Annotated in this window: 18 protein-coding genes; 3 read left to right on the top strand and 15 right to left on the bottom strand. The window is 68.8% G+C overall.

Translation table 11 applies throughout. From position 1 onward, the window contains the following. Positions 1 to 2: 2 nt before the first annotated feature. Positions 3 to 242, bottom strand: coding sequence for a hypothetical protein (locus PL79_RS36420; RefSeq protein WP_044844959.1), 240 nt, complete (start codon positions 240 to 242; stop codon positions 3 to 5). A 280-nt stretch (positions 243 to 522) separates the two neighbouring features. On the opposite strand from PL79_RS36420, the gene PL79_RS01570 reads away from it, so the two are divergent. Further along, complete coding sequence (locus PL79_RS01570; protein WP_044844958.1) at positions 523 to 1,881, top strand: aspartate aminotransferase family protein; 1,359 nt, start codon at positions 523 to 525, stop codon at positions 1,879 to 1,881. Between the two features lie 369 nt (positions 1,882 to 2,250). Here the strand turns inward: PL79_RS01570 and PL79_RS01575 are convergent, their stop codons facing one another. The 5 genes from PL79_RS01575 to PL79_RS01595 form a co-directional block, all read right to left on the bottom strand. After that, a complete protein-coding gene (locus PL79_RS01575; RefSeq protein ID WP_082088687.1) occupies positions 2,251 to 3,546 on the bottom strand; it encodes a serine hydrolase domain-containing protein in 1,296 nt (431 codons plus the stop codon). After that, a complete protein-coding gene (locus PL79_RS01580; RefSeq protein WP_052664796.1) occupies positions 3,546 to 4,745 on the bottom strand; it encodes a serine hydrolase domain-containing protein in 1,200 nt (399 codons plus the stop codon). Before PL79_RS01580 ends, PL79_RS01575 begins: the two co-directional genes overlap by 1 nt. A gap of 69 nt (positions 4,746 to 4,814) precedes the next feature. After that, on the bottom strand, positions 4,815 to 6,230 hold the full coding sequence (gene hydA / locus PL79_RS01585) for a dihydropyrimidinase (RefSeq protein WP_044847363.1): 1,416 nt from the start codon (positions 6,228 to 6,230) through the stop codon (positions 4,815 to 4,817). Between the two features lie 10 nt (positions 6,231 to 6,240). Continuing rightward, positions 6,241 to 6,969, bottom strand: a complete 729-nt coding sequence (locus PL79_RS01590; RefSeq protein WP_044847364.1) for a maleate cis-trans isomerase family protein — start codon at positions 6,967 to 6,969, stop codon at positions 6,241 to 6,243. 51 nt (positions 6,970 to 7,020) lie between these two features. Further along, entirely contained in the window at positions 7,021 to 8,319 is a 1,299-nt protein-coding gene (locus PL79_RS01595) for an MFS transporter (protein ID WP_044847365.1), read from the bottom strand. A gap of 172 nt (positions 8,320 to 8,491) precedes the next feature. Between PL79_RS01595 and PL79_RS01600 the strand changes: the two genes are divergently transcribed. Beyond that, entirely contained in the window at positions 8,492 to 9,205 is a 714-nt protein-coding gene (locus PL79_RS01600; protein WP_044847366.1) for a GntR family transcriptional regulator, read from the top strand. 60 nt (positions 9,206 to 9,265) lie between these two features. Here the strand turns inward: PL79_RS01600 and PL79_RS01605 are convergent, their stop codons facing one another. Continuing rightward, positions 9,266 to 10,450 (bottom strand): M20 aminoacylase family protein, encoded by a 1,185-nt coding sequence (locus PL79_RS01605; RefSeq protein ID WP_044847395.1) that lies wholly within the window; start codon positions 10,448 to 10,450, stop codon positions 9,266 to 9,268. A gap of 38 nt (positions 10,451 to 10,488) precedes the next feature. Next, on the bottom strand, positions 10,489 to 11,757 hold the full coding sequence (locus PL79_RS01610) for a diaminopropionate ammonia-lyase (RefSeq protein WP_044847367.1): 1,269 nt from the start codon (positions 11,755 to 11,757) through the stop codon (positions 10,489 to 10,491). 181 nt (positions 11,758 to 11,938) lie between these two features. Here PL79_RS01610 and PL79_RS01615 point away from each other — a divergent pair, with 181 nt between their 5' ends. Continuing rightward, positions 11,939 to 12,415, top strand: coding sequence for an Lrp/AsnC family transcriptional regulator (locus PL79_RS01615; protein ID WP_044847368.1), 477 nt, complete (start codon positions 11,939 to 11,941; stop codon positions 12,413 to 12,415). Positions 12,416 to 12,425: 10 nt separating this feature from the next. Here the strand turns inward: PL79_RS01615 and PL79_RS01620 are convergent, their stop codons facing one another. From PL79_RS01620 to PL79_RS01650, 7 genes are all read right to left on the bottom strand, one after another. Beyond that, positions 12,426 to 13,043, bottom strand: coding sequence for a 3'-5' exonuclease (locus PL79_RS01620; protein ID WP_044847369.1), 618 nt, complete (start codon positions 13,041 to 13,043; stop codon positions 12,426 to 12,428). Positions 13,044 to 13,274: 231 nt separating this feature from the next. After that, positions 13,275 to 14,999 carry a tannase/feruloyl esterase family alpha/beta hydrolase gene (locus PL79_RS01625; protein WP_044847370.1) on the bottom strand — a complete coding sequence of 575 codons (1,725 nt, stop codon included), beginning with the start codon at positions 14,997 to 14,999 and terminating at the stop codon, positions 13,275 to 13,277. Positions 15,000 to 15,027: 28 nt separating this feature from the next. Then, entirely contained in the window at positions 15,028 to 16,176 is a 1,149-nt protein-coding gene (locus PL79_RS01630) for a porin (RefSeq protein WP_044847371.1), read from the bottom strand. 66 nt (positions 16,177 to 16,242) lie between these two features. Further along, the gene (mhpT, locus tag PL79_RS01635; RefSeq protein ID WP_044847372.1) at positions 16,243 to 17,448 is read right to left on the bottom strand and encodes a 3-(3-hydroxy-phenyl)propionate transporter MhpT; all 1,206 of its coding nucleotides are present in this window, start codon (positions 17,446 to 17,448) and stop codon (positions 16,243 to 16,245) included. Positions 17,449 to 17,662: 214 nt separating this feature from the next. Then, positions 17,663 to 19,564 (bottom strand): feruloyl-CoA synthase, encoded by a 1,902-nt coding sequence (locus tag PL79_RS01640; RefSeq protein WP_044847373.1) that lies wholly within the window; start codon positions 19,562 to 19,564, stop codon positions 17,663 to 17,665. Further along, positions 19,561 to 21,009 carry an aldehyde dehydrogenase gene (locus PL79_RS01645; RefSeq protein WP_044847374.1) on the bottom strand — a complete coding sequence of 483 codons (1,449 nt, stop codon included), beginning with the start codon at positions 21,007 to 21,009 and terminating at the stop codon, positions 19,561 to 19,563. Before PL79_RS01645 ends, PL79_RS01640 begins: the two co-directional genes overlap by 4 nt. 59 nt (positions 21,010 to 21,068) lie before the next feature. Continuing rightward, entirely contained in the window at positions 21,069 to 21,899 is an 831-nt protein-coding gene (locus PL79_RS01650; protein ID WP_044847375.1) for a p-hydroxycinnamoyl CoA hydratase/lyase, read from the bottom strand. Between the last annotated feature and the right edge of the window lie 193 nt (positions 21,900 to 22,092).

Here is a 22,092-nt window from a genome sequence, read left to right on the forward strand (position 1 = left end):
CATCACCGCTTGTCGCCGATCGTCGTGTTGACCACCTGCCCGCGATCGACACGTTCGTCAGCGTCATCGCGCTCACGTTGAATGCATGGATCGGCCCCGGCGACGTGACGGTCGGCGAGCGCGCCGTTCCAGCCGATGAAGGCGCGACGCGAGCGATCGGACGGGTGAAGACGAAGGGCGGCGGCTTGCGGCCGTGGGCGCGACTCCTTCAGCGGTCCAGGTATCGACACGCCGGACGGCATATCTCTACTCATACGTCGTCACACTACATTGCGAAGTCCAGACGTGGTCGCCACCGCGTACATGACGGTCGTTTACCCCACTTTTGCTGATACCTCGCCCCGTATGTGTGCGCACACTCACTTCCTGATCGGCCTACATAGATATCCGTTGTCGTATGTTTATGCGCAAAAACTCCACGTCTGACGGATACACGGTCGAGTCCGAATCGACCACGCGCATGGAATATGACAAGCTCGCGGAGACGTCAACATTCCATTCAAACCGTCACAGGAGCCTCAATTGCAGACCCGCCACGGAGTCGACCTCATCCGCGCCCGCGCGCTGTTCGATCGCGAGCGCCGTGCATTCACCGAAGCCATGCCGATCTCCCGCGCGTTGTCCGCGGAAGCGTCCGAGCATTTGCTGTTCGGCGTGCCGCTGCACTGGATGCAGGACTGGTCGACCCCGTTCTCGCTGGTCGTGAAGGAGGCGCGCGGCGCGACCTTCACCGACGTCGACGGTCATCGTTACGCGGACTTCTGTCTCGGCGACACGGGCGCGATGTTCGGCCATGCGCCCGAGCCGGTCGCACGCGCGCTCGCCGAACAGGCGACGCGCGGCTACACGACGATGCTGCCGAGCGAGGACGCCGCCTGGGTGTCGCGCGAACTCGCGCGCCGCTTCAGGCTGCCGGTCTGGCAGTTCGCGCTGAGCGCGAGCGACGCGAATCGCTTCGTGCTGCGCTGGGCGCGCGCGGCCACCGGCCGCAACACGATCGTCGTGTTCAACGGCTGCTATCACGGCACGGTCGACGACGTGTTCGTCGATCTCGTCGACGGCCGTGCGGTGCAGCGCGACAGCCTGCTCGGGCAGTCCTACGACCTGCTCGCGAACACACGCGTGGTCGAGTTCAACGATCTGGCCGCGCTCGAGGCGGCACTGAAGGATGGCGACGTCGCATGCGTGCTCGCCGAGCCGGCGATGACGAACATCGGGATGGTGCTGCCCGAGCCGGGCTTCTGGGAGGCGGCGCGCGAACTCACGCGCCGCTACGGCACGCTGCTCGTGATCGACGAAACCCACACGATCAGCAGCGGCCCGGGCGGCTACGCGGCCGCGCACAGTCTCGAACCGGACGCGCTGGTGGTCGGCAAGCCGATCGCGGGCGGCGTGCCGTGCGCGGTGTACGGGTTCAGCGCGGACTTCGCGGAACGCGCGAAACAGGCGAAGCTGAGCGCACCGCCCGGCCATTCCGGGATCGGCACGACGCTCACCGCGAACATGCTCGCGATGCATGCGATGCGCGCGACGCTCGCCGACGTCGCGACCGATGCCGCGTATGCGCATATGTTCGCGCTCGCCGCGCGGCTCGCGGCCGGGCTCGAACAGGCGATCGCAAAACACGGGCTGCCGTGGTGCGTGACGCGCATCGGCGCGCGCACCGAGTTCCAGTTCACGCCCGTGCCGCCGCGCAACGGCACGATCGCCGGCGAGCAGCTCGACAGCGAACTCGAGCACATCGTGCATCTGTATCTGCTGAACCGCGGCGTGCTGATCACGCCGTTCCACAACATGATGCTCGTATGTCCGCAGACGACGGCCGACGATGTCGACACGCTCGTCGCGCAGTTCGACGCGTGCCTGGGTGAACTGGTGTGATGTGAGACACGCGGTGCGTCCGGCTCGCCTGCATCGGGCCGACCGGACGCCTGCCCGACGCTACTTCAGCAGATCCGTCGAATCGACCGGCGTGCCCAGCGCGCCCACGGAGCACGCACTCACTTCCCGCTCCGCACGCAGCGCCCCACACGTATCGACGCGGCCACTTCAGCAAATCGGTCGAATCGACCTGCGCGCCCAGCACGCCCACGGAGCGCGCACTCACTTCCCGCTCCACACGCAGCGCCCCACACGTATCGACGCGGCCACTTCAGCAAATCGGTCGAATCGACCTGCGCGCCCAGCACGCCCACGGAGCGCGCACTCACTTCCCGCTCCACACGCAGTGCCCCACACGTATCGACGCGCCTACTTTGGCAGATCGGTCGGATCGACCTGCGTGCCGGGCACTCCCGCGGTGCGCGCACTCACTTCGAGTTCGTCGCGCAGCGCCGCACGCGTATCGCCGCCGCCCTGCCCCGGCGCCGCACCGCCATCGAGCGCCGGCAGGATGTAGCCGTTCACCATCCGCCGGAACAGCTTCACGTTCTCCGCGTCGCGCAGGCCGCCGTCCACCGGCAGCACGCCCGTCATCACGATCACCGTATTGCGTTTCGGCAGCACCGTGATGAATTGCCCCTTGAAGCCCATCGCGTCGAATTCCGGCTCGCTGTCGACGATGTTGTTGATCCACCAGTAGTAACCGAAGTGCGGCGACACGCGCGGCGCCGTCATCTGCGCGATCCACGCCTGCGGCACCACCTGCCGCCCCTGCCAGCGCCCGCCGTCGAGCACGAGCATGCCGATCTTCGCCATGTCGACGGCACGCAGCCGCAGCCCCCAGCCGGCCGACACGAGCCCCGTGCGGTCCGCGCGCTCCCATGCGGCGCGCTTCATGTCGAGCGGGCCGAACAGGTGCGTGCGCGCATAGCGCTCGACGGGTTCGCCGGCCGCCGCGCTCAACATCGCCGACGCGAGAATCGGGTTCACGTCGGTGTACTCGAATGCGGTGCCCGGCGCGACCTTCGGCGCGGCCGACGCGGCGAGCTTCAGCCGGTCCGGCGCCGTGTAGTAGATTGGATCGTCCTTCGGGCTGAAGTCGTAATGCAGCCCGCTCGCCATCGACAGCACGTGCTTCAGCGCGATGCCGCGCTTGTCCGCGAGCGCGCCGCCGAGTTCGGGGCGCCACGCGGCGAGCCGCGCGGCCACCGGCTCGTCGACATGCACGGCGCCCTGATCAACCAGGATGCCCGCGACCAGCGACGTCACGGCCTTCGTCACCGAGTACAGCTCGTACGTCGAGTCGCGCGACGCGTTCGCGCCGTAGCGCTCGAAGATCAGCTTGCCGTCCTTCACGACGAGCAGGCTGTACACGTCGAGCTTCTGCTCGCGGATCCAGCGCGACAGCGCGACGAGCTTGCGCGAATCGACGCCGACGTCTTCCGGCACGGCAACCGTGATGCCGGTTTCATGCAGCGGCGGCAGCGGCAACGCGTCGGCCGCGTGCGCCGCGGACAGCACCGGTGCCGATGCGGACATCAGCGCACCGCCGCCGATCAGCAACGCGGCAACCCGCGCGAGCAGCCGGCGCATGAACGGCGCAGCGGGCCGCCGCGCATCGGAACGCCACGCGGACGAATGGTCAATGAAGTTTGCAATCCTCATCAAATCTCCGGTGCATCGTTGAACGCGGTGGCGGTACCCGGCACCCCCTTCGTCTGCTGGCTGCGCTCGAGTTCGTCGCGCAGCGCCTGCGTGGCTGCCGCGCTTTCGACCGGCGGCCGCGCGGGCGTGAGCGCCGGCAGGATGTAGTCGCCGACCATCCGCCGATAGAGGTTCAGGTAGGTCGCGTCGCGCAAGCCGCCGTCGGTCGGCAGCAGGCTCGTCATCACGACGACTGCGCGCTGCGCGGGCAGCACCGTGATGAACTGCCCCTTGAAGCCCATCGCGCCGAATTCCGGCGTGCCGTGCTCGACGACATGGCCGATCCAGCAGTAGTAGCCGTAGTCGGCCGCGGCCGGCGATGGCGTCGTCATCTGCCCGACCCAGCCGGCCGGCACGACCTGCTTGCCGTTCCAGCGGCCGTTGTCGAGCAGCAGCATGCCGATCTTCGCCATGTCGACGGCGCGCAGCCGCAGGCCCCAGCCGCCCGCCACCGCGCCGGTGCCGTCGGCGCCGCTCCAGCGGTAGTGCGCGAAGCCGAGCGGCTCGAACAGCCGCTTGCGCGCGAAGTCGTCCTCCCGCTCCCGCGCGGCGATCGACACGGCCGTGCCGACCAGCACCGGGTTCACGTCGATGTAGTCGAAGTGCGTGCCGGGCGGCTGCGCGGCGCGGCTCGTCACGGCAACCTGCAGCCGGTCGGGCGCGTCGTAGTACAGCGGATCGGTGCCTTCGCGCGTCGTGTAGCGCAACCCGCTCGACATCGACATCAGGTGCCGCAGCTCGATATCCTGCTTGTCCGCGAGTTCGCTCGCGAGATCGGGCCGCGCGGCCGCGATCAGCGGCGCGACCTTCGTCGACGGGCCGAGCTTGCCTTCGCCGTCGAGAATGCCGGCGAGCAGCGCGGTGATCGTCTTCGTCACCGAATACAGCTCGTAGTTGTTGTCGCGCGTGAGGCCGTCGCCGTAGCGCTCGAACACGATCTTGCCGTCCTTCACGACGACGAGGCTGCGCACGTCCATCCGGTCGCGGCGCAGCCATTCGGACAGCCGCACGAGCGGCGCCGAATCGACGCCGGCCGACTCGGGCACGACGCTCGGCGGGTCCTGCGGCGCGCCGCCGGCAGCCAGCGCCGGGCCGCCGCCGCATGATCCGGCGACGATTGCCGCGGCCGCGAGGCCGCGCATTGCGAGGAAAACGCTCATCGTAGCTCCTGTTGAAACGGCGCCCGCCGCGTCGCGCGGGCGCTCATATCGCAATCGCATCGCGCGACGTCAATCAAGACACGGCTTGCCGGCCGGCAGGAACTGCCCGCGCCCCGGCTCCGCGGCGAGCAGCCGGCCGTCCTCGACGAGCAGCTCGCCGCGCGACAGGCAATGACGCGGCCAGCCCGTCACCTCGGTCCCTTCATAAGGCGTGTAGTCGACCGCATGATGCAGCGACGCATTCGCGATCCGCACGCGCTTGTCCGGATCCCACACGACGATATCCGCATCGGCGCCGACCGCGATCGTCCCCTTGCGCGGATACAGCCCGTACAGCTTCGCGGGCCGCAGTGACGTCAGCTCGACGAACTGATGCAGCGACAGCTTCCCCTTGCGCACGCCATCGAACAACAACGGCAGCCGCGTCTCGAGACCGGGAATCCCGTTCGGGATATGGTCGAACGAGACGGCCTGCCCGCCCGGATGCTTGCCGCACGGATCGTCGTAGTTGAACGGCGCGTGATCGGACGAGAATACCGAGAACACGCCCTGCTTCAGCGCCTTCCACACCGCCTGCTGGTTGGCCGGATCGCGCGGCGGCGGGCTGCATACGCATTTCGCGCCTTCGTAGCCGTCGTGACCGTGATGACCGAGATCGGCGGCCGTCAGATACAGGTACTGCGGGCAGGTTTCGGCCAGGATCGGCAGGCCGCGCGATTGTCCCCAGCGGATCTGCTCGATCGCCTCGGCGCCCGACACGTGCACGATCAGGATCGGCACGTCCACGAGTTCCGCGAACGCGATCGCGCGATGCGTCGCCTCGCGCTCGACCACGGCCGGCCGCGCGTGCGCATGAAAATGCGGCGCGACGTGGCCGTCGCCGAGCAGCCGCTCGGTCAGCCAGCCGATGCAGTCCGAATTCTCCGCATGCACCATCACGAGCGCGCCGTGCTCGCGCGCGACCGACAGCACGTCGAGCATCTGCCGGTCGTTCAGCTTCAGGTCGTCGTAGGTCATGTACACCTTGAACGACGTGTAGCCGTTCGCGATCAGCCGCGGCAGCTCCTCGGCCAGCACGTGCGGCGTCGGATCGGCGACGATCAGGTGAAAACCATAGTCGATCAGCGCGCGCCCTTCCGCGCGCCGGTGATAGTCGTCGACGGCCGCCTGCAGCGACTGCCCCTTCGCCTGCGCGGCGAACGGCACGACGGTGGTCGTGCCGCCGCACAGCGCGGAGCGCGTGCCGGACAGGAAATCGTCGGCCATCTTCAGCCCGTCGGGCATCGGCTGGTCGAGGTGGCAGTGCGCATCGACGCCGCCCGGCATCACGAGCATGCCGCTCGCATCGAGCTCGCGCGGCGCGCGCGGCAGCCCGTGGCCGAGCATGGCCACGCGCCCCGCGCGGATGCCGATGTCGCACGAGAACCGGTCCGCCGCCGTCACGACGTCCGCGTGACGGATCACGAAATCGAGATCGTTCGACATGACTCGCGCCTCAGATCACGTCGCTGAAGAGACGCCCCCAGCCCTTCACCTGCCGCGTGTCGTAGTCGGCGAGCTGCAGCGACTTCCACACGACGGTCGAGATCGTGTCGTAGATCGGAATGCCCGTCTCTTCCTCGAGCGCCGGCACCAGGTGCGCGGCGTTCAGGTTCGTGCAGAAGATCGAGATCGCGCGCGGGCCGGCCTTCGCCACTTCGCGCACCATCCCGCCGATCTGGTCGCCCGTCACTTCGGAGAACGAGAAATTGACCTTCAGGTTCAGGTGGCGCTCGGCGATGCAGTTCAGCCCCGAGCGGCGATAGTTGTCGACGATCTTCGTCTGCACGTCGTCGAGATACGGCGTGACGAGGCCGAACTCGTGCGCGTTCGTCTTCTTCAGGATCTCGTTGAGCGCGAGCACCGACGTCGTGGCCGGAATGCCGGTCGCCGCGGTGATGCGCTGGCACAGCCGCTCGTCGGCCTCGAAGCCGAGCCAGCCGGACGACGTGCCGTTCCACGCGATCACGTCGACCTTCGCGTCGGCGAGCAGCATCGCGGCCTGGATGATCTTGTCGTCGTCGAACTGGCCGAGCGCCTGGCCCGTCAGCGAGATTTCGGTGACGGGAAAGCGCGCGAAGTGCGCGGACACGCCCGGCAGGCCGGCGACCATCGCGCTCGTCAGCGGTTCGAGCGACGTGTTGGACGAAGGGGTGAGCATGCCGAGCAGGGTACGTTTCTTCATGGTGGTTTTCTCTCTACCAGTAAATGCAGTCGATGCAGTGAAAGGGGTCGGTCAGACGGGGAGCTTGTTTTCGTAGTCGATCGCGCTGGAGCACACGAGCAGGCCGACGCCGGCCGCCGCGAACACCATCAGCGCAAGGAAGTAGGAACCGGTGAACTGCACGATCGCGCCGACGAGGATCGGCACGGTGATGCCGCCGATGTTGCCGCCGAGGTTCATGAGGCCGCCGAGGAAGCCGATCTTGTTGCGTGTGCCGAGCGACGACGGGATGCACCAGTACAGCCCGCACCAGCGCAGGAAGAACAGCGTCGTCGACAGCAGCGCGACGCACACGACCGGGCTCTTCACGTAGGCGACGGAAAAGATCGACACGGTCGCGATCACCGCGGCGATGCCGAACAGCGTGCGCATCACGACGTTCGGACGCCCGCCCGCGGCCTTCCACTTGTCGGCGATCCAGCCGCCGAGCAGCTCGCCGACGAAGCCGCAGAAAAAGATGATGAAGGTCGACCCGCCCATCTGCTTGATGTCGAAGCCGTGCACCTTGTGCAGGTAGTTCGGCATCCACGTGAGCAGCCCGTAGAACACGCTGTTGAAGCACATCCAGCCGAAGAACATGCACCACACCGAGCGGTACTTGAAGAAGTCACGCGAGCGCCCCGATGCACCGGCCGGCTCGGCCGCGAGGTCGCTCGCGTGAGACGCCTCGATGTAGTCGGCCTCGAGATCGTTGACGCCCGGATGCTCGCGCGGCGTGTTGCGGATGTAGTACCAGGCGAGGAAACCGGCCAGCACGGTGCCGACGCCGGCCACCGCGAACGCGAGCCGCCACGAGCCGAGCAGCGCGATCAGGCCGGCGATCAGCACCGCGCCCAGGGCCGCGCCGAGCGGCGCGCCGCCGTCGAGCAGCGTGGCGCCGCGGCCGCGCTCGGTCTGCGTCATCCAGATCGCGTTGAGCTTGCCGCCGGCCGGATAGATCGGCGCTTCGGATGCGCCGAGGCCGAGGCGCGTGAGCAGCAGCGACGGCGCGTTCGTGCACAGCGCGGCGATCGCCTGGAAGAAGCCCCAGAACACGGTCGCCGTCGCGATCACGATGCGCGGCTTGAACCGGTCGGCCAGCATCCCGCCCGGGATCTGCATCACCGCATAGGTCCAGAAGAACGAGCTGAGGATCAGGCCCTCCATCGCCGGCCCGATCTTGAACTCCTGCGAGATGTAAGGCATGGCGACGGACAGCGACGCGCGATCGACGTAGTTGATCGCGATGAGGCTCAGCATGACGACGAATATCTTCCAGCGGACGGCGGACTTGCCGACCGTCAGGGCAGCGACACCGGAGGTTGAAGACATGAACGGACTCCAGGGATGAACGAGGATGGTCAGGACGTCGCGCAACGTTGAGCCGAGTATAGGATTAGAAATTTATAATTACTGTTAGCGTAAACGCTTGGTTTCATTGAATTTGTTTTATCACTATCGTGGTGCAGGGTAAGCCCCGATATCGTGATAAGCTTGCGCCATCATGAGCCAGACACCCCGCAATCCCCTGCTTCTGCGCACGCGCGGCATGGCCGCGGAGATCGCCGCGCGCCTGCGCGTGATGATCGACGAGGGCGAACTGCCGCCCGGCGCGCGGATCGACGAAAAGGAACTGAGCCTCGCGTTCGACGTGTCGAAGACGCCGCTGCGCGAAGCGCTGAAGGTGCTCGTCGCGGAAGGCGCCGTCACGCATCGCCAGTACATCGGCTATCGCGTCGCGTCGATCGACATCGACGATCTCGTGTCGACGTTCGAACTGCTGCACGGCCTCGAGGCGATGGCGGGCGAATTGCTGCGCAAGCGGATCGGCACGTCGACGCTCGCCGCGCTGCAGGCGAAGCACCGGCGGATGGTCGAGTGTCACGAGGCCGGCAAGCGGGTCGAGTATTTCCGGCTGAACCAGCAGATTCATCAGATGATCATCGACGCGGCCGGCAACCCGGTGCTGTCGGGCATCTATGCGTCGCTGATGTCGAAGGTGCACCGCGCGCGCGGCGCCGCGAACGCGGACACGCTGCGCTGGGCCGAATCGCTGCACGAGCACGAAGCGATCATGGCCGCGCTCGCCGATCCCGACCACGCGCGGCTGCCGCAGGTGCTGCGCAGCCATTCGGAGAACACCGCGCGCGAAGTGCTGGCGATTCTCGATCGCACCGGCACGGCCGACGTGTCGGCCACGCGGGCGGCCGAAGCGTAACGGCCTGCCGGGCGAACCGAACACGTAGCGGGGGCCTGCGAACAGACCGTCGGAGGCCTGCTACGCCGCCTTCAACGCCCGTCGCGCCACCTCCGCGAAATACCGCGCACCGACCGGCAGAATCTCGTCGTTGAAATCGTACGTCGCGTTGTGCAGCGGCACCCCGCCGCGCTCGGCCGCTTCGCCGTTGCCGATGAACACGAAGTTGCCGGGCACCGCCTGCAGGAACGCACCGAAGTCTTCCGAGATCATCATCGGCTGCACGTCGGCGTTCACCGCGTCGGCACCCGCGACGTGCGCCGCGGCCTCGACGGCCGTGTCGACCCATTCCGGGGAATTCACCGTCGGCGCGAACTCGTGCGTGTATTCGAACGTGCACGCCGCACCGTGCGTGCGGCAGATCCCTTCGCTGATCTCGCGCATCCGCGTTTCGAGCAGCGTTTGCACGTCGCGCGCATAGCTGCGCGTGTCGCCCTTGATCGTCACCGTCGACGGCAGCACGTTGCGCAGCCCGTCGGTGATGAACTCCGTGCACGAGATCACCGCCTGCCGGCCCGGATCGAGATTGCGCGACACGATCGTCTGCAGCGCGAGCACGATCTGCGAGCCGATCACGATCGGATCGATGCCCATGTGCGGGCGCGCCGCATGCGTGCCGCGCCCGTCGATCCGGATCACGAAGTTGTCCTCGCTCGCCATGATGCCGCCCGTGCGCGTCGCGAACGTGCCGGCGCGCATGCCCGGCATGTTGTGCGCGCCGAAGATCGCATCGACCGGGAAACGCTCGAACAGCCCGTCGGCCATCATCGCCTTCGCGCCGCGGCCATGTTCCTCGGCCGGCTGGAAGATGAAGCGCACGGTGCCGTCGAAGTCCTTGCGCTCGGCCAGCAGTTGCGCGGCGCCGAGCACCATCGACATGTGGCCGTCGTGCCCGCACGCGTGCATCTTGCCCGGCGTGCGCGACGCATGTTCGCGGCCCGGCGCGTGCTCGGCGATGTTCAGCGCGTCCATGTCCGCGCGGATGCCGATCGCGCGCGTGCCGGTGCCGACCGTCAGGTTCGCGACCAGCCCCGTGCCGCCGATCCCGCGCTGCACGTCGAGCCCGAGCGTCGTCAGGATCCGCGCGACGTAGTCCGACGTGTTCACTTCCTCGAAACCCGTCTCGGGGTGCTGGTGCAGATGCCGGCGCCAGGTTTTCAGCCGGCCCTGCAGCGTGCTTTCCGCCATTGCGTCCAGTGCGTCCATCGTGCTTGCCTCGTCGGTCGTCATGTCGTTCGGGTCGCTCAGGTTTCTGCGGCCGCGCGGGTCCGCGTCAGCCAGTCGCGCTGGCGCGCCAGCACCGCGTCGGCCGTCTCGCCGACACACCGCCGGTAGACGGTCGGCGCGGTCGCGCCTTCCGTGTTGATCGCCAGCACGCGCGCGTTCGCATCGAGCCCGACCTGGCGTGCGAGCGCCGGATCGCGCATCAGCACGGTCAGCCCCGCGATGCCCGCCGCGCCCGACTCGCCGGACACGAACGGCACGTCACGTTCGCTGCCGACGGCCAGCGCGCGCATCGCCTGCACCGCGTCGTCGTCGTCGATCAGCATGAAGTGATCGATGCCCGGCTCGAGAAAGTCCCATGCGAGCGGCGACGCCTCGCCGCACGCGAGCCCCGCCATCACCGAGTCGACGCTGCCGGTCGCCTTCGTCGCGCGCCCGGCGAGCGCGCTCTGGTACAGGCAATCGGCCTGGCGCGGCTCGACGACGATGAAATGCGGCCGCCGTGCGCCGGCATGCTCCCACAGATAGCTCGCGACACCGGCCGCAAGGCCGCCGACGCCGCCCTGCAGGAACACGTGCGTGAACGGCCGGTTATCGCCGTTGCCGTCGCCGCCGAGGCCGCCCTCTCCCGCCGCCTGCTGCGCGAGCGCCTCGGCCGCGATCACGCCGTAGCCCTGCATCACGTCGCGGGGAATCGCCTCGTAGCCGTCGTACGACGTATCCGACACCACGTGCCAGCCGTTCGCGTCCGCGAGCTGCGCGGCGTGCACGACCGATTCGTCGTAGTTGCCGGCGATCCGCACGATCCGTGCGCCGTGCGCGGCGATCGCATGCTCGCGCTCCGCGTCGACGTGCGCGTGCAGCACGATCACGCAGCGGCAGCCGATCGCGCGCGCGGCGGCGGCCAGCGCGCGGCCGTGATTGCCGTCGGTTGCGCTGATCACCGTCAGGTCGGCCAGCGACGCCGCGTAGCGGCCCGTGACGAGCCCCCGCGGATCGAGCGCCTCGTTGCGCCGCAACCGCTTCACGAGCCGCATCAGCGCGATCGGCGCGCCGAGCGCCTTGAAGCTGCCGAGCGGCGAACGGCATGCCTCGTCCTTCACGCTGACACTCGCGACGCCGAGCCGCGCGGCCAGATCGGGCAGCGCGCGCAACGGCGTGCGGGCCGCGCCGACGAGCGGCCAGTGCGCGAGCCACGCGCCGCTCTCGTCGGCCGCGGCGATGTTCATGATGCGGCGCAGCGTGTCGGGATAGTCGGTGCGCGACGCGCGGGGATTGGCGATCAGCATGGCGGGAAGGGCTCCGGAAATGGGCCGCGCGGGCGGCCCGGCGGTGGATGCGGTGCGGGCGCATACGGGTTGCGCGCGCCGTCGGTCCGAAAAATAATATTGCGCATCCCGGTCAATAAAATCGCCAAATCGGCGCTCCGGACGCAAAAATTTCTCATTCTTTCGAGGCTGCCGCGCCATCATGCCCACCCCACTCGATGCGTTCGATCGCAAGCTGCTGATGGAAGTCCAGCGCGACGCGCACACGCCGCAGACCGAACTCGGCGCCCGCGTGAACCTGTCGACCGCCGCCGTGAACCGCCGCCTGCGGCGGCTCGCGGAGGACGGCGTGATCGAGCGCTACACGGCGGTCGTCGCGCCGGAGAAGGTCGATCATCCGCTGACGATCGTCGTGAACGTCGAGGTCGAGCGCGAGCAGATCGACCAGCTCGACGCGATGAAGCGGACCTTCGAGCGCTGCCCGCAGATCCAGCAGTGCTACTACGTGACCGGGGAATGGGATTTCGTGCTGATCCTCGCCGTGCGCAACATGGATCAGTACAACGCGCTCACGCGCGAGCTGTTCTTCGCGAACAACAACGTGAAGCGCTTCAAGACGCTGGTGAGCATGAGTCGCGTGAAGGTCGGGCTCGAGGTGCCGGTGGATCCCGGCGAGTGACGCTTGAACGTCAGCGCCTGTCGGCAGCCAATGAACCGAAAAACGTCGCGACCTTCGCCTTGCTCGTCGTCTGCAATCGCGACATGAGCCCGTGATCGACCTGCCGCAACCCGTAAGTCTCGCCGATGTCGCGCTGCATCCGGCACCACAGATGGCTCGCGATCTCCGCGTCGACCATCGCGCGGTGGGCACGGCCCGTCTGCGGCAGGCGCAGCATGGTCGCGAGGTTCGACAGGCGGTGACTTTGCGCGTGCGGGTAGAGGCGCCGCGCGACGAGCATCGTGCATGCGAACGCATGCTCGGCCGCCATCCCGAGCATCCCGAGTTCGGCCTGCCAGAACCGCTTGTCGAAGCCGGCGTTGTGCGCGACGACGGGATGGCTGCCGACGAATGCCGCGGCTTCCTTCATGACCTTCGACACCGGCGGTGCCGACGCGATCATGTCGTTCGTGATCCCCGTGAGCGCGACGACGTCGGACGGAATGCGACGGCCGGCGTTCATCAGGCTCTGGTAACGGTCGACGATCTCGCCGTCGCGGAGAAGGATCACGGCGATCTCGGTCGCCCTGTCGCCCATGTTCGGAGAAAGCCCGGTTGTTTCGAAGTCGAGTACCGCTACGGTTTGCATGGTCGAATCGGAGGAAGGATAGCTGGCGGCGCACGTCGGCCGGGACGTGTCTCGCCGACGCGAAAGCGCCACAGTGTATCCCCGGAAGCCGCGTCGGGCGGCAAACTCGATCGTCATGCGCGGCGCACCGCCGTTTCCATCCGGACGGACCGGCACGCTCGCGCCATCCGCCGCCGAACAGCGGCGAATGTACCGAAGCTTCCGCGCGTCGGTACATCCCTCTTCCCTACATCATCGACAACTGAAGCTCGCCGCCGAATTCACGTCGCCCGAGCCGTTGTAGCGCGCGACCTGCGGGTACGGGCACAGCGGCCGCGTGCGTCCCGCGCCCCACGACGTCGGCACGTCCGCGTTCGGCACCGCGTTCGTCGTGTCGCGCGCCGTGGCGACGATCGCCGCGGGCGCCTGCCCCTGCTCGACCCACGCGACGAGCGGCGTCAGCATGTCGAACTGGTCGGCCGCCGGCCCGCCCGAGCAGTGGTTCATGCCCGGTACCGGATAGAGGCGCGCGAAGCCCGACGCGTCGCCGCCGTTCGCCTGCGCGAGCCGCCCGTACCAGTCGCTCGTGTCGTTGAACGAGAACACCGGGTCGCCGGTGCCGTGATAGACGAGCAGCTTCGCGCCGCGCGATTTCAGCGCGGACAGGTTGGTCTCGTCGGGCGGCGTCATGAACGACCACGACGATTGCGTGTACACACCGTTCGTCGCGAAGATCGCCGGCGCGTCGTTGTCCATGTCGAAGCCGAGCGCGAAGCCGGCGAGGTTCGCGAGCGTCGCGGCGGTTTTCGGCGGCGTCATGAACGTGAACGCCATCGCGGCCGGGTCGAGCATGACCGAATTCGACTGTTTCCATGCGGCCCAGCCGGGGCCCGAGATGCCCGGATCGTACGGAAAACTCGCATAGAGCGCCGTGCCCGCGCTGTTGCGCGCGCCCGCGAACACGTTCTCGAGCGCGCTCTTCTGCGCGGTCGTGAGGCACGCGCCGGTGCGCGTGCCGTTCGCGCAGGTCGGGATGTCCGTCTCGACGCTGAAATGCGCCTGGCACGCGGCGACGTCCTGCACCATCCCGTCGGCCACGCCATCGAGCGCATCGCACTTGTCGAGAATCTTCGCGCCGACGAACCGGCGCTCGGCATCGGTGAAGCCGCTGCGGATGTCGGGCAGCCCGTTCGTCCCGGTCGCCGACGCGATCTTCGCGAACTGCTGCGCGCCGTACATCTCGCCGATCGCCGCCTTCGGCAGATGGAAGCCCGGATCGCCCGCGATGATCCCGTCGTAGTCGCCCGCGTTGCGCACGGCCGTGACCATCGCGTGCCGGCCGCCGTTCGAGCAGCCGCCGAAATAGCTGCGGTCGGGCGTCTTCCCGTATGCGAGCCGGATCACCTGCTTCGCCATCGGCGTGAGCGCGTCGACCGCGCCGTAGCCGTAATCGAGCCGCGCCTGCGGATCGAGGCCGAACAGCGGGTTCTGCGCGGCGCTGTGCCCGGAATCCGAGCTGATCACCGCGAAGCCCTGGTTCAGCGCATCGGTCAACGGCCCGCCGCCGCCGACCTCGCCGGTCGCGGTCACGACGTTGCCGTCGAGCCCGCCGTTCGCCTGGTAGAAGAAGCGGCCGTTCCACGCTTTCGGCAAGCGCATCTCGAAGCCGATCGCGTAAGTCTTGCCGTCCACCGCGCTCACGCGCTCGTTCATCTTCCCGTCGATCACGCAGTGCTCGGCGATCGGCTTGCCGGCCACCGTCAGCGTGCCGGCGGCCGCGGTCGTCACCGACGTGAACGATGTGTTCGCATACGCGAGCTTCGCGGCGAGCGCGTCGCACGTCTGCGCCATCGCGGCCGGCGTCGCGGCGCTCAGGTGCGTCGGCGTGGCGCTGACCGAATCGTCGCCGCCGCAGCCGGCGAGCATGGCCGCCGCGGACAGCGGCGCAATACAGAGGAATGCAGATTTCCTGTTCAAGATAGCTCCCGTTCGTCTGGCTGCCGGATCAGAACATGTGCCGCACGCCGACCATCGCGCCGAGCTGCCCCATCCCCGCGCCGGGCGTCGTGCCGGGCCCGCCGCCGCTGACCGCGTAGCGTGCATGCGCGCTGTTCCACAGATACGACGATTGCGCGTAGACGGCCGTGCGCTTGCTCAGCAGATAGGTCGCGCGCAGCGTGGCCATCGTCGCGCGCGTGTCGTGCGCGCTGTTGACGATCCGGTAGCCTTCGCCGTCGACGACGAAATCGGGCTTGATCGCATACGACGCGCCAAGGAAGAACAGGTCCGAATGCGCGCCCGGCGCGGCCGGCGAACCGGTCGACACGCGCCGCCCGATCCAGCCCGCGCCGATCCGCGCGCCCGCCGCCTGCGCATACGCGCTCACGTGCGTGCGCGCGTCCTTGCCGCCGCTGCTCGTGAAAGGAACGGGCGCCACGCCATCGAAGAAGTTCGCGGCCGCGCCGGTGCCGCCGCGCTGCTCCTCGTACGACGCCGCCGCACCGAAATACGCGCTGTCGTACTTGAGCATCACCGACCAGTTGCGGCACTGGACGGCATCGCCCGGCACCTGCCCCGCGCAGGTGCCCTGCCCCGGCGAGTTGCCGGTGCCCGCGCCGTCGCGGCCGAACGAATACGCGGCGCCGAGCGTCACGCCGCGATAGGTGCCGACGTAGGTCACCGCGTTGTCGGCGCGGCCGTTCGGCACGTACGCGTCGAACGAGCCGAGCCCGTAGATGTCGGGGCCGATGATGTCCGCGCCCTGCAGCGCGAGATAGGTCATCGTGTACTGACGGCCGAACGCGAGCGTGCCGAAGCCGCTCTTCAGCCCGACGAACGCCTGCCGCCCGAACAGCCGGCCGCCCTGGCCGAGATCGCCGCCGCGCACGTTGAAGCCGCTTTCGAGCGTGAATACCGCCTGGTAGCCGCCGCCGAGATCCTCGGTACCGCGCAGGCCCCAGCGCGACGGCAGCTCGCCCGTCACGCCCGGCATGCGCACGACGTGGTCGCCGGCCGCATTCGCGTGCGACACGAACTCGACGCCCGTATCGATGATCCCGTACAGCGTCACGCTCGACTGCGCGTGCGCGCCGGTCGCGGCGAGCGCGCAGCACGCGCCGGCGGCCAGCAGGCCGTTCCTTGTCTTCGTCTTCATGTCGTTGCGTCTCCAGACCGTGTTGAATCGCGCGCTCTGACGGCGCGCATCGAAAAAAACGAAAGCTCAGTCGCCGGCTTGCGGGCGGCGAATCAGCACGAATGCGGCGAAGGCCGCGACGAGCGTGACGGGGATGCTGGCGCCGATCACGACGGGCGCACTGCGGCCGGCGGCCAGCAGCGTCGCGGCCGCGAGCGGCCCGACGACGGAACCGAGCCGGCCGACGGCCACCGCCGCGCCGACGCCCGTGCCGCGCATCGCGGTCGGGTAATAGATCGCCGCGAGCGCATACAGCACTGACTGCCCGCCGACCACGAACATCCCGGCCGCGAACGCGGCTGCCGCGAGCGACGCGAAGCCCGGCGCGGCCGCGAGCGCGGCGAGCGACAGCACGATCCCGACGTACATGCCGCCAACCACGCGCGACGCGCGCATCCGGTCGAGCGCCGCGCCGATGCCGAGCGCGCCGAGCCCCGCGCCGACGTTGAACGCGATCTGCACGAGGCCCACGTGCGCGCGATCGAGCCCGCGCGAGGCCATCAGCGACGGCAGCCAGTTCAGCAGGAAGTAGAGGACGATCAGCGTGCAGAAGTAACTGATCCACAGCGCGACCGTCGACGTCGTGCGGCCGTCGCCGAACAGCGTGCGCGCGACGCTCGTGCGCGCGGCCGGCGTGCCGGCGACGTCGAGATACGCGCGCGATTCCGGCAGGAACCACACCAGCAGCGGCACGAGCAGCAGCGGCCCCACGCCGCCGACGTAGAAGATGTGCCGCCATTCGGTGTCGCCGGCGAGCAGCACGCCGATCAGCGACGCGATCACGCCGCCGAACGGGATGCCGCAGTACATCGTCGCCACCGCGCTGCTGCGCGAGCGCGGCTCGACCGCTTCGGACGACAGCGCGATCAGGTTCGGCATCGCGCCGCCGAGGCCGATGCCGGTCAGCACGCGCACGACGACGAGCATCGCGAAGGTCGAGACCTGCGCGGTGGCGATCGACAGCAGCCCGAACAGCACGGCCGACGCGATCAGCACGCGCTTGCGGCCGATCCGGTCGGCGAGCCGCCCGCCGAGCATCGCGCCCGGCAGCAGCCCGAAGGTGCCCGCGCTGAACGCGATGCCCATCTGCGACACGCTCAACCCGAATTCGCGCGCCATGCGCGGCGCGGCGACGCCGACCGACTGCAGGTCGAGCCCTTCGAGAAGGGCGATCGCGAAACACAGCGCGAGCGTGGTCGCGACCGTGGGTTTTTCGGCAACGTAAGTGTTCATCGTGTCTGTCTCCAATCCCATGTCTTGTAGTCGTCGGCCCTGCAACGGCCGCCGCGCGCCGCCGCCGGCCAGTGGCGGAGCGGCGCGCGCGGTGTCGTCCGAACGGCCTCCCTTATCAGGCAGCCTGATTCGCTGGCCGCAAGAATGCCTGCCGGTATCGTGGCCGGCCGGTCGTCGTGCCTGCTTGCTTCGGTTTGCTTCGGTCTGCTTCTGCTTACGCGTAAATCACGTCGGGATCGCGTCGCGCCGGGTCGTACAGCGCGTCGATCGTCGCCGCGCGATGCTTCTGCACGGCCGCCTGGTTCAGCGAACCCTTGTCGGTCACTTCGCCGAGATCGAGCGAAGGCGGCGTATCGATCAGCCGGATGCGCGCGACGAACGTCGAGCCGCCGCTCGCATGCCGGTTCAGCACGGCAAGCCATGCCGCGAACGCCGCGCGCACGACCGGCGCGCGCAGCACGTCGGTCACGGACGCATCGGCCGCGAGCCCCGCCAGCGCGCGGCACGCTTCGACGCGCGGAAACACCAGCAGGCCGATGTCGTCGCGATCGATGCCGGTGACGACCACGTCCTGCACGTACGGCGCGCCGCTCGACACCGCGTTCGCGCGCAACGGCCCGACGCTGACGAAGGTGCCGCTGCTCAGCTTGAAATCCTCGGTGAGCCGGCCGTCGAACAGCAGCCCGAGTTCCGGCCGCTGCGGATCGGCGAAGACCCCCGCATCGCCGCTGCGGTAATAGCCTTCGTCGTCGAACACGTCGCGCGGATCGACGTCCGCGTGCCAGTAGCCGCGCATCACGTTCGGCCCCTTGAAACGCAGCTCGAGCTTGTCGCCGCACGGCACGAGCTTCGCGTCGCAGCCGGGCGCGGGCAGGCCGATATAGCCGGCGCGCATCAGCGGCCCCGTCGTGAACAGGCACGACGGCGACGCCTCCGTCATCCCGAGGCCGGCCATGATCCGGATGCGCTCGCCGCAATGCGCTTCGGTCACGCGGTCGAGCCGGTCCCACGCGGCCTGCGACAGCCCCGCGCCGCCGAAGAAGTACAGCTTCACGCGCGAGAAGAACGTGTCGCGCAACGCCGAATCGCGTTCGAGCGCGGCGGTCAGTTCTTCCCAGCCTTTCGGCACGTTGAAGTAGATCGTCGGCGCGATCTCGCGCAGGTTGCGCACGGTTTCGTCGAAGCGCCCCGGCACCGGGCGGCCGTCGTCGATGTACAGCGAACCGCCGTTGTACAGCGCGATGCCGAGGTTGTGACTGCCGCCGAACGTGTGATTCCACGGCAGCCAGTCGACCAGCACCGGCGGCTCGCGCGTCAGCTCGGGCATCGTCTGGCGCAGCATCTGCTGGTTGCTGCACAGCATCCGGTGCGTGGTCGGCACGGCCTTCGGCTGCTTCGTCGAACCCGACGTAAACAGGATCTTCGCGAGATGGTCGGGGCCGAGCCCCGCATGGATCGCGTCGATCGTGCGCGGGACGGTCGCGAGCAGGCGCGACAGCGGCACCGCTCGCCCTTCGGCGTCGACGTCCGCATCCTGCGCGACGATCAGCGCCGCATCGGCCGGCAACGTCGCGTCGAGCGCACGCGCGAACGGCGCGCGTTCCGCGACGAATACCGCGCCCGGCCGCAGCATGCCGAGCGTGTGACGCAGCTTGCCGTAGTCGGTCGACACCAGCGAATACGCGGGCGAGATCGGCGAGTACGGCACGCCGGCCAGCATCGCCGCGAACATCAGCTGCAGATGCTCGAGATCGTTGCCGGACAGCACCGCGAGCGGACGCTCGGCCGACAACCCGAGATCGACGAGGCCCTGTCCAATCGCGCGGGCGCGTTCGAGCATCTGCGCGTAGGTGAGCGCGATCCAGCGGCCGTCGGCACCGCGGCGTGCCGCCAGTATGCGGTCGGGGTGCGCTTGCGCGCCGCGCACGAGGCAGTCGGTCACGCGCGTCGGGTAGTCGCCGAGCGGTTCGCGCGAGCGCAGGTACCACGCGCCGTTTTCCGCGCGGCGAATCTCGGCCGCGCCGACCGCGACGGCCGCCGCGCGATAACGCACGCCGCCCGTTTCATTTACCTGCCCGCTGGCGGGCGTCGCAACATTCATCGTCGGCTCGCTCATAACGGGTAGTGACGCGGCGTAGTCTGCACGGTGATCCAGCGCAGCTCGGTGAATTCGGCGATCGACGCGCGGCTGCCGAAGCGACCGTAGCCGCTCGCCTTCGTGCCGCCGAACGGCATCTGCGCCTCGTCGTGCACGGTCGGCCCGTTGATGTGGCAGATCCCCGATTCGATCCGGCGCGCGACCGTCATCGCCCGCGCGATGTCGCGGCTGAACACGCTCGCCGACAGCCCGAACTCGCTGTCGTTCGCGAGCGCGACCGCTTCGTCGTCGCTGTCCGCGCGCAGGATCGCGACGACCGGCGCGAACGATTCCTCGCGGTAGAGCCGCATGTCGTGCGTCACGCCGTCGACGATCGCAGGCTGCATCGTCGCGCCTTCGACGCGGCAGCCGAGCGGCAGCTGCGCGCCATGCGAACGCGCGTCCTCTACGAGCGACGCCGCGCGCGCGGCGGCCGCCGCGTCGACCATCGTGCCGAGCGGATGGCCTGCGAGCGGATCGCCCGCGACGAGCGTGCGCGCCTTCGCGGCGAGCCGTTCGACGAGCGCATCGGCGATCGGTCGCGCGGCGATCACGCGCTCGGTCGACATGCAGATCTGCCCCTGGTTGAAGAATGCGCCGAATGCGATCGCGTCGACGGCCGCATCGAGATCGGCATCGTCGAGCACGAGCACCGGCGCCTTGCCGCCGAGTTCGAGCAGCACGGGTTTCAGGTGCGCGGCCGCATGGCGCGCGATGATGCGCCCGACGTGCGTGGACCCGGTGAAGTTGATTCGCTTCACGTGCGGATGCGCGATCATCCGCTCGACGAGTTCGGGTGCATCAGCGGCCGCGTGCGTGATCACGTTGACCACGCCCGCGCCGAGCCCCGCTTCGTCCAGCACCGCGCCGATCAGCGCGTGCACGCCCGGGCACGCCTCGGACGCCTTCAGCACGACGGTGTTGCCGCACGCGAGCGGCATCGCCAGCGCGCGCGTGCCGAGGATCACCGGCGCGTTCCACGGCGCGATGCCGAGCACGACGCCGCACGGCACGCGCATCGCGAGCGCCAGATTGCCGGGCACGTCGGACGGGATCACGTCGCCGTCGATCTGCGTCGTCATCGACGCGGCCTCGCGCAGCATGTTCGCCGCGAGCGTCACGTTGAAGCCGAGCCAGCCGGGCGTCGCGCCGGTTTCGGCGACGCCGGTCGCGATGATCTCGTCGATGCGCGCGTCCATCAGGTCGGCCGCCTTCAGCAGCCGGCGGCGCCGTTCGGTCGGCGCGAGCGCCGCCCACGCGGGGAATGCGCGGTGCGCGGCGTCGATCGCCGCGTCGGCATCGACCGGGCCGGCCGCCGGCGCGCGCGACGCAAGCGCGCCCGTCGCGGGGTTGAATCGGTCGAAGGTTCGGCCGTCGCGGGCGGTGCACCACTCGCCCGCGATCAGCATCCGTCTGTCGGTCATGTCGTCTCCTGCCTTGCCTGTCTCTTGCGGCTGCGTTGGCGATTGCTTCGGCGCCTGTATCAGCGCTTGTATGCCTGCAGGCCCGGCTTGATCGTCTTGTCGTCGAGGAACTGCTTCAGCCCCTGCTCGCGGCCGCGCTCCGGATCGCGCAGCTGCGCCTGGTCGAGCTTCGCATACAGGTAATCCTCGCACTGCTCCCACGTGAGTTCGCGCGAGCGCTTGAAGCCGTGCTTCGCGGCGCGCAGCACGACCGGGTTCTTGTCCATCAGCCGCGCGGCGAGCGCGATCGTCGCGTCGCGCAGGCCGGCCAGCGGCACGCTGCTGTTCACGAGGCCCATTTCGGCCGCTTCCACGCCGGTGAACGTGTCGCCGGTCATGATGTAGTGCAGCGCGCGGCGATGCCCGACCGTGTCGGCCATCGCCTTGCTGACGAGGTTGCCCGGCGGGATGCCCCAGTTGATCTCCGACAGCCCGAACACCGCTTCGTCCGCCGCGATCGCGAGGTCGCAGGCGACGAGCGGCGAGAACCCGCCGCCGAAGCACCAGCCGTTCACCATCGCGATCGTCGGCTTGTTGTACATCCGCAGGCGGCGCCACTGCCATTCCGACGCGTCGCGCCGCACCTTTTCCTGCAGCGCGTCGGAGCCGCCGTCGATCTCGCGGAAATATTCCTTCAGATCCATGCCGGCCGTCCACGCGGCGCCCGCGCCGGTCAGCACCAGCACCTTCGCCTCGTCGTCGAACTCGACCGCGTCGAGGACCTCCAGCATCTCCCGGTTCAGCGTCGGGCTCATCGCATTGCGCTTCTCGGGCCGGTTCAGCGTAACCCACGCGATGCCGGCCTCCACGTTCACTTTCACGGTCTGCCAGCGGTTGTCGTACTTGCTCATGTCTGTTCCTGTCGTTCGTTCCTGTGCGATTCGGTGCGCAGCATTCCTGCTGCGGACGGCTTCATTTAATATCAGGCTACCTGATATTGCAAGCGGCATGAGCGCCGGTGTAAACCCGGAGCGGAAAGCGGCGGTGACCACGGAATCGGGGCACGGTCGGGCGACCGGCGACGGCGCGTGCACGGCCAACGCG

The sequence above is a fragment of the Burkholderia sp. USMB20 genome (assembly GCF_000949135.2).
In the GTDB taxonomy this organism is placed as follows: domain Bacteria; phylum Pseudomonadota; class Gammaproteobacteria; order Burkholderiales; family Burkholderiaceae; genus Burkholderia.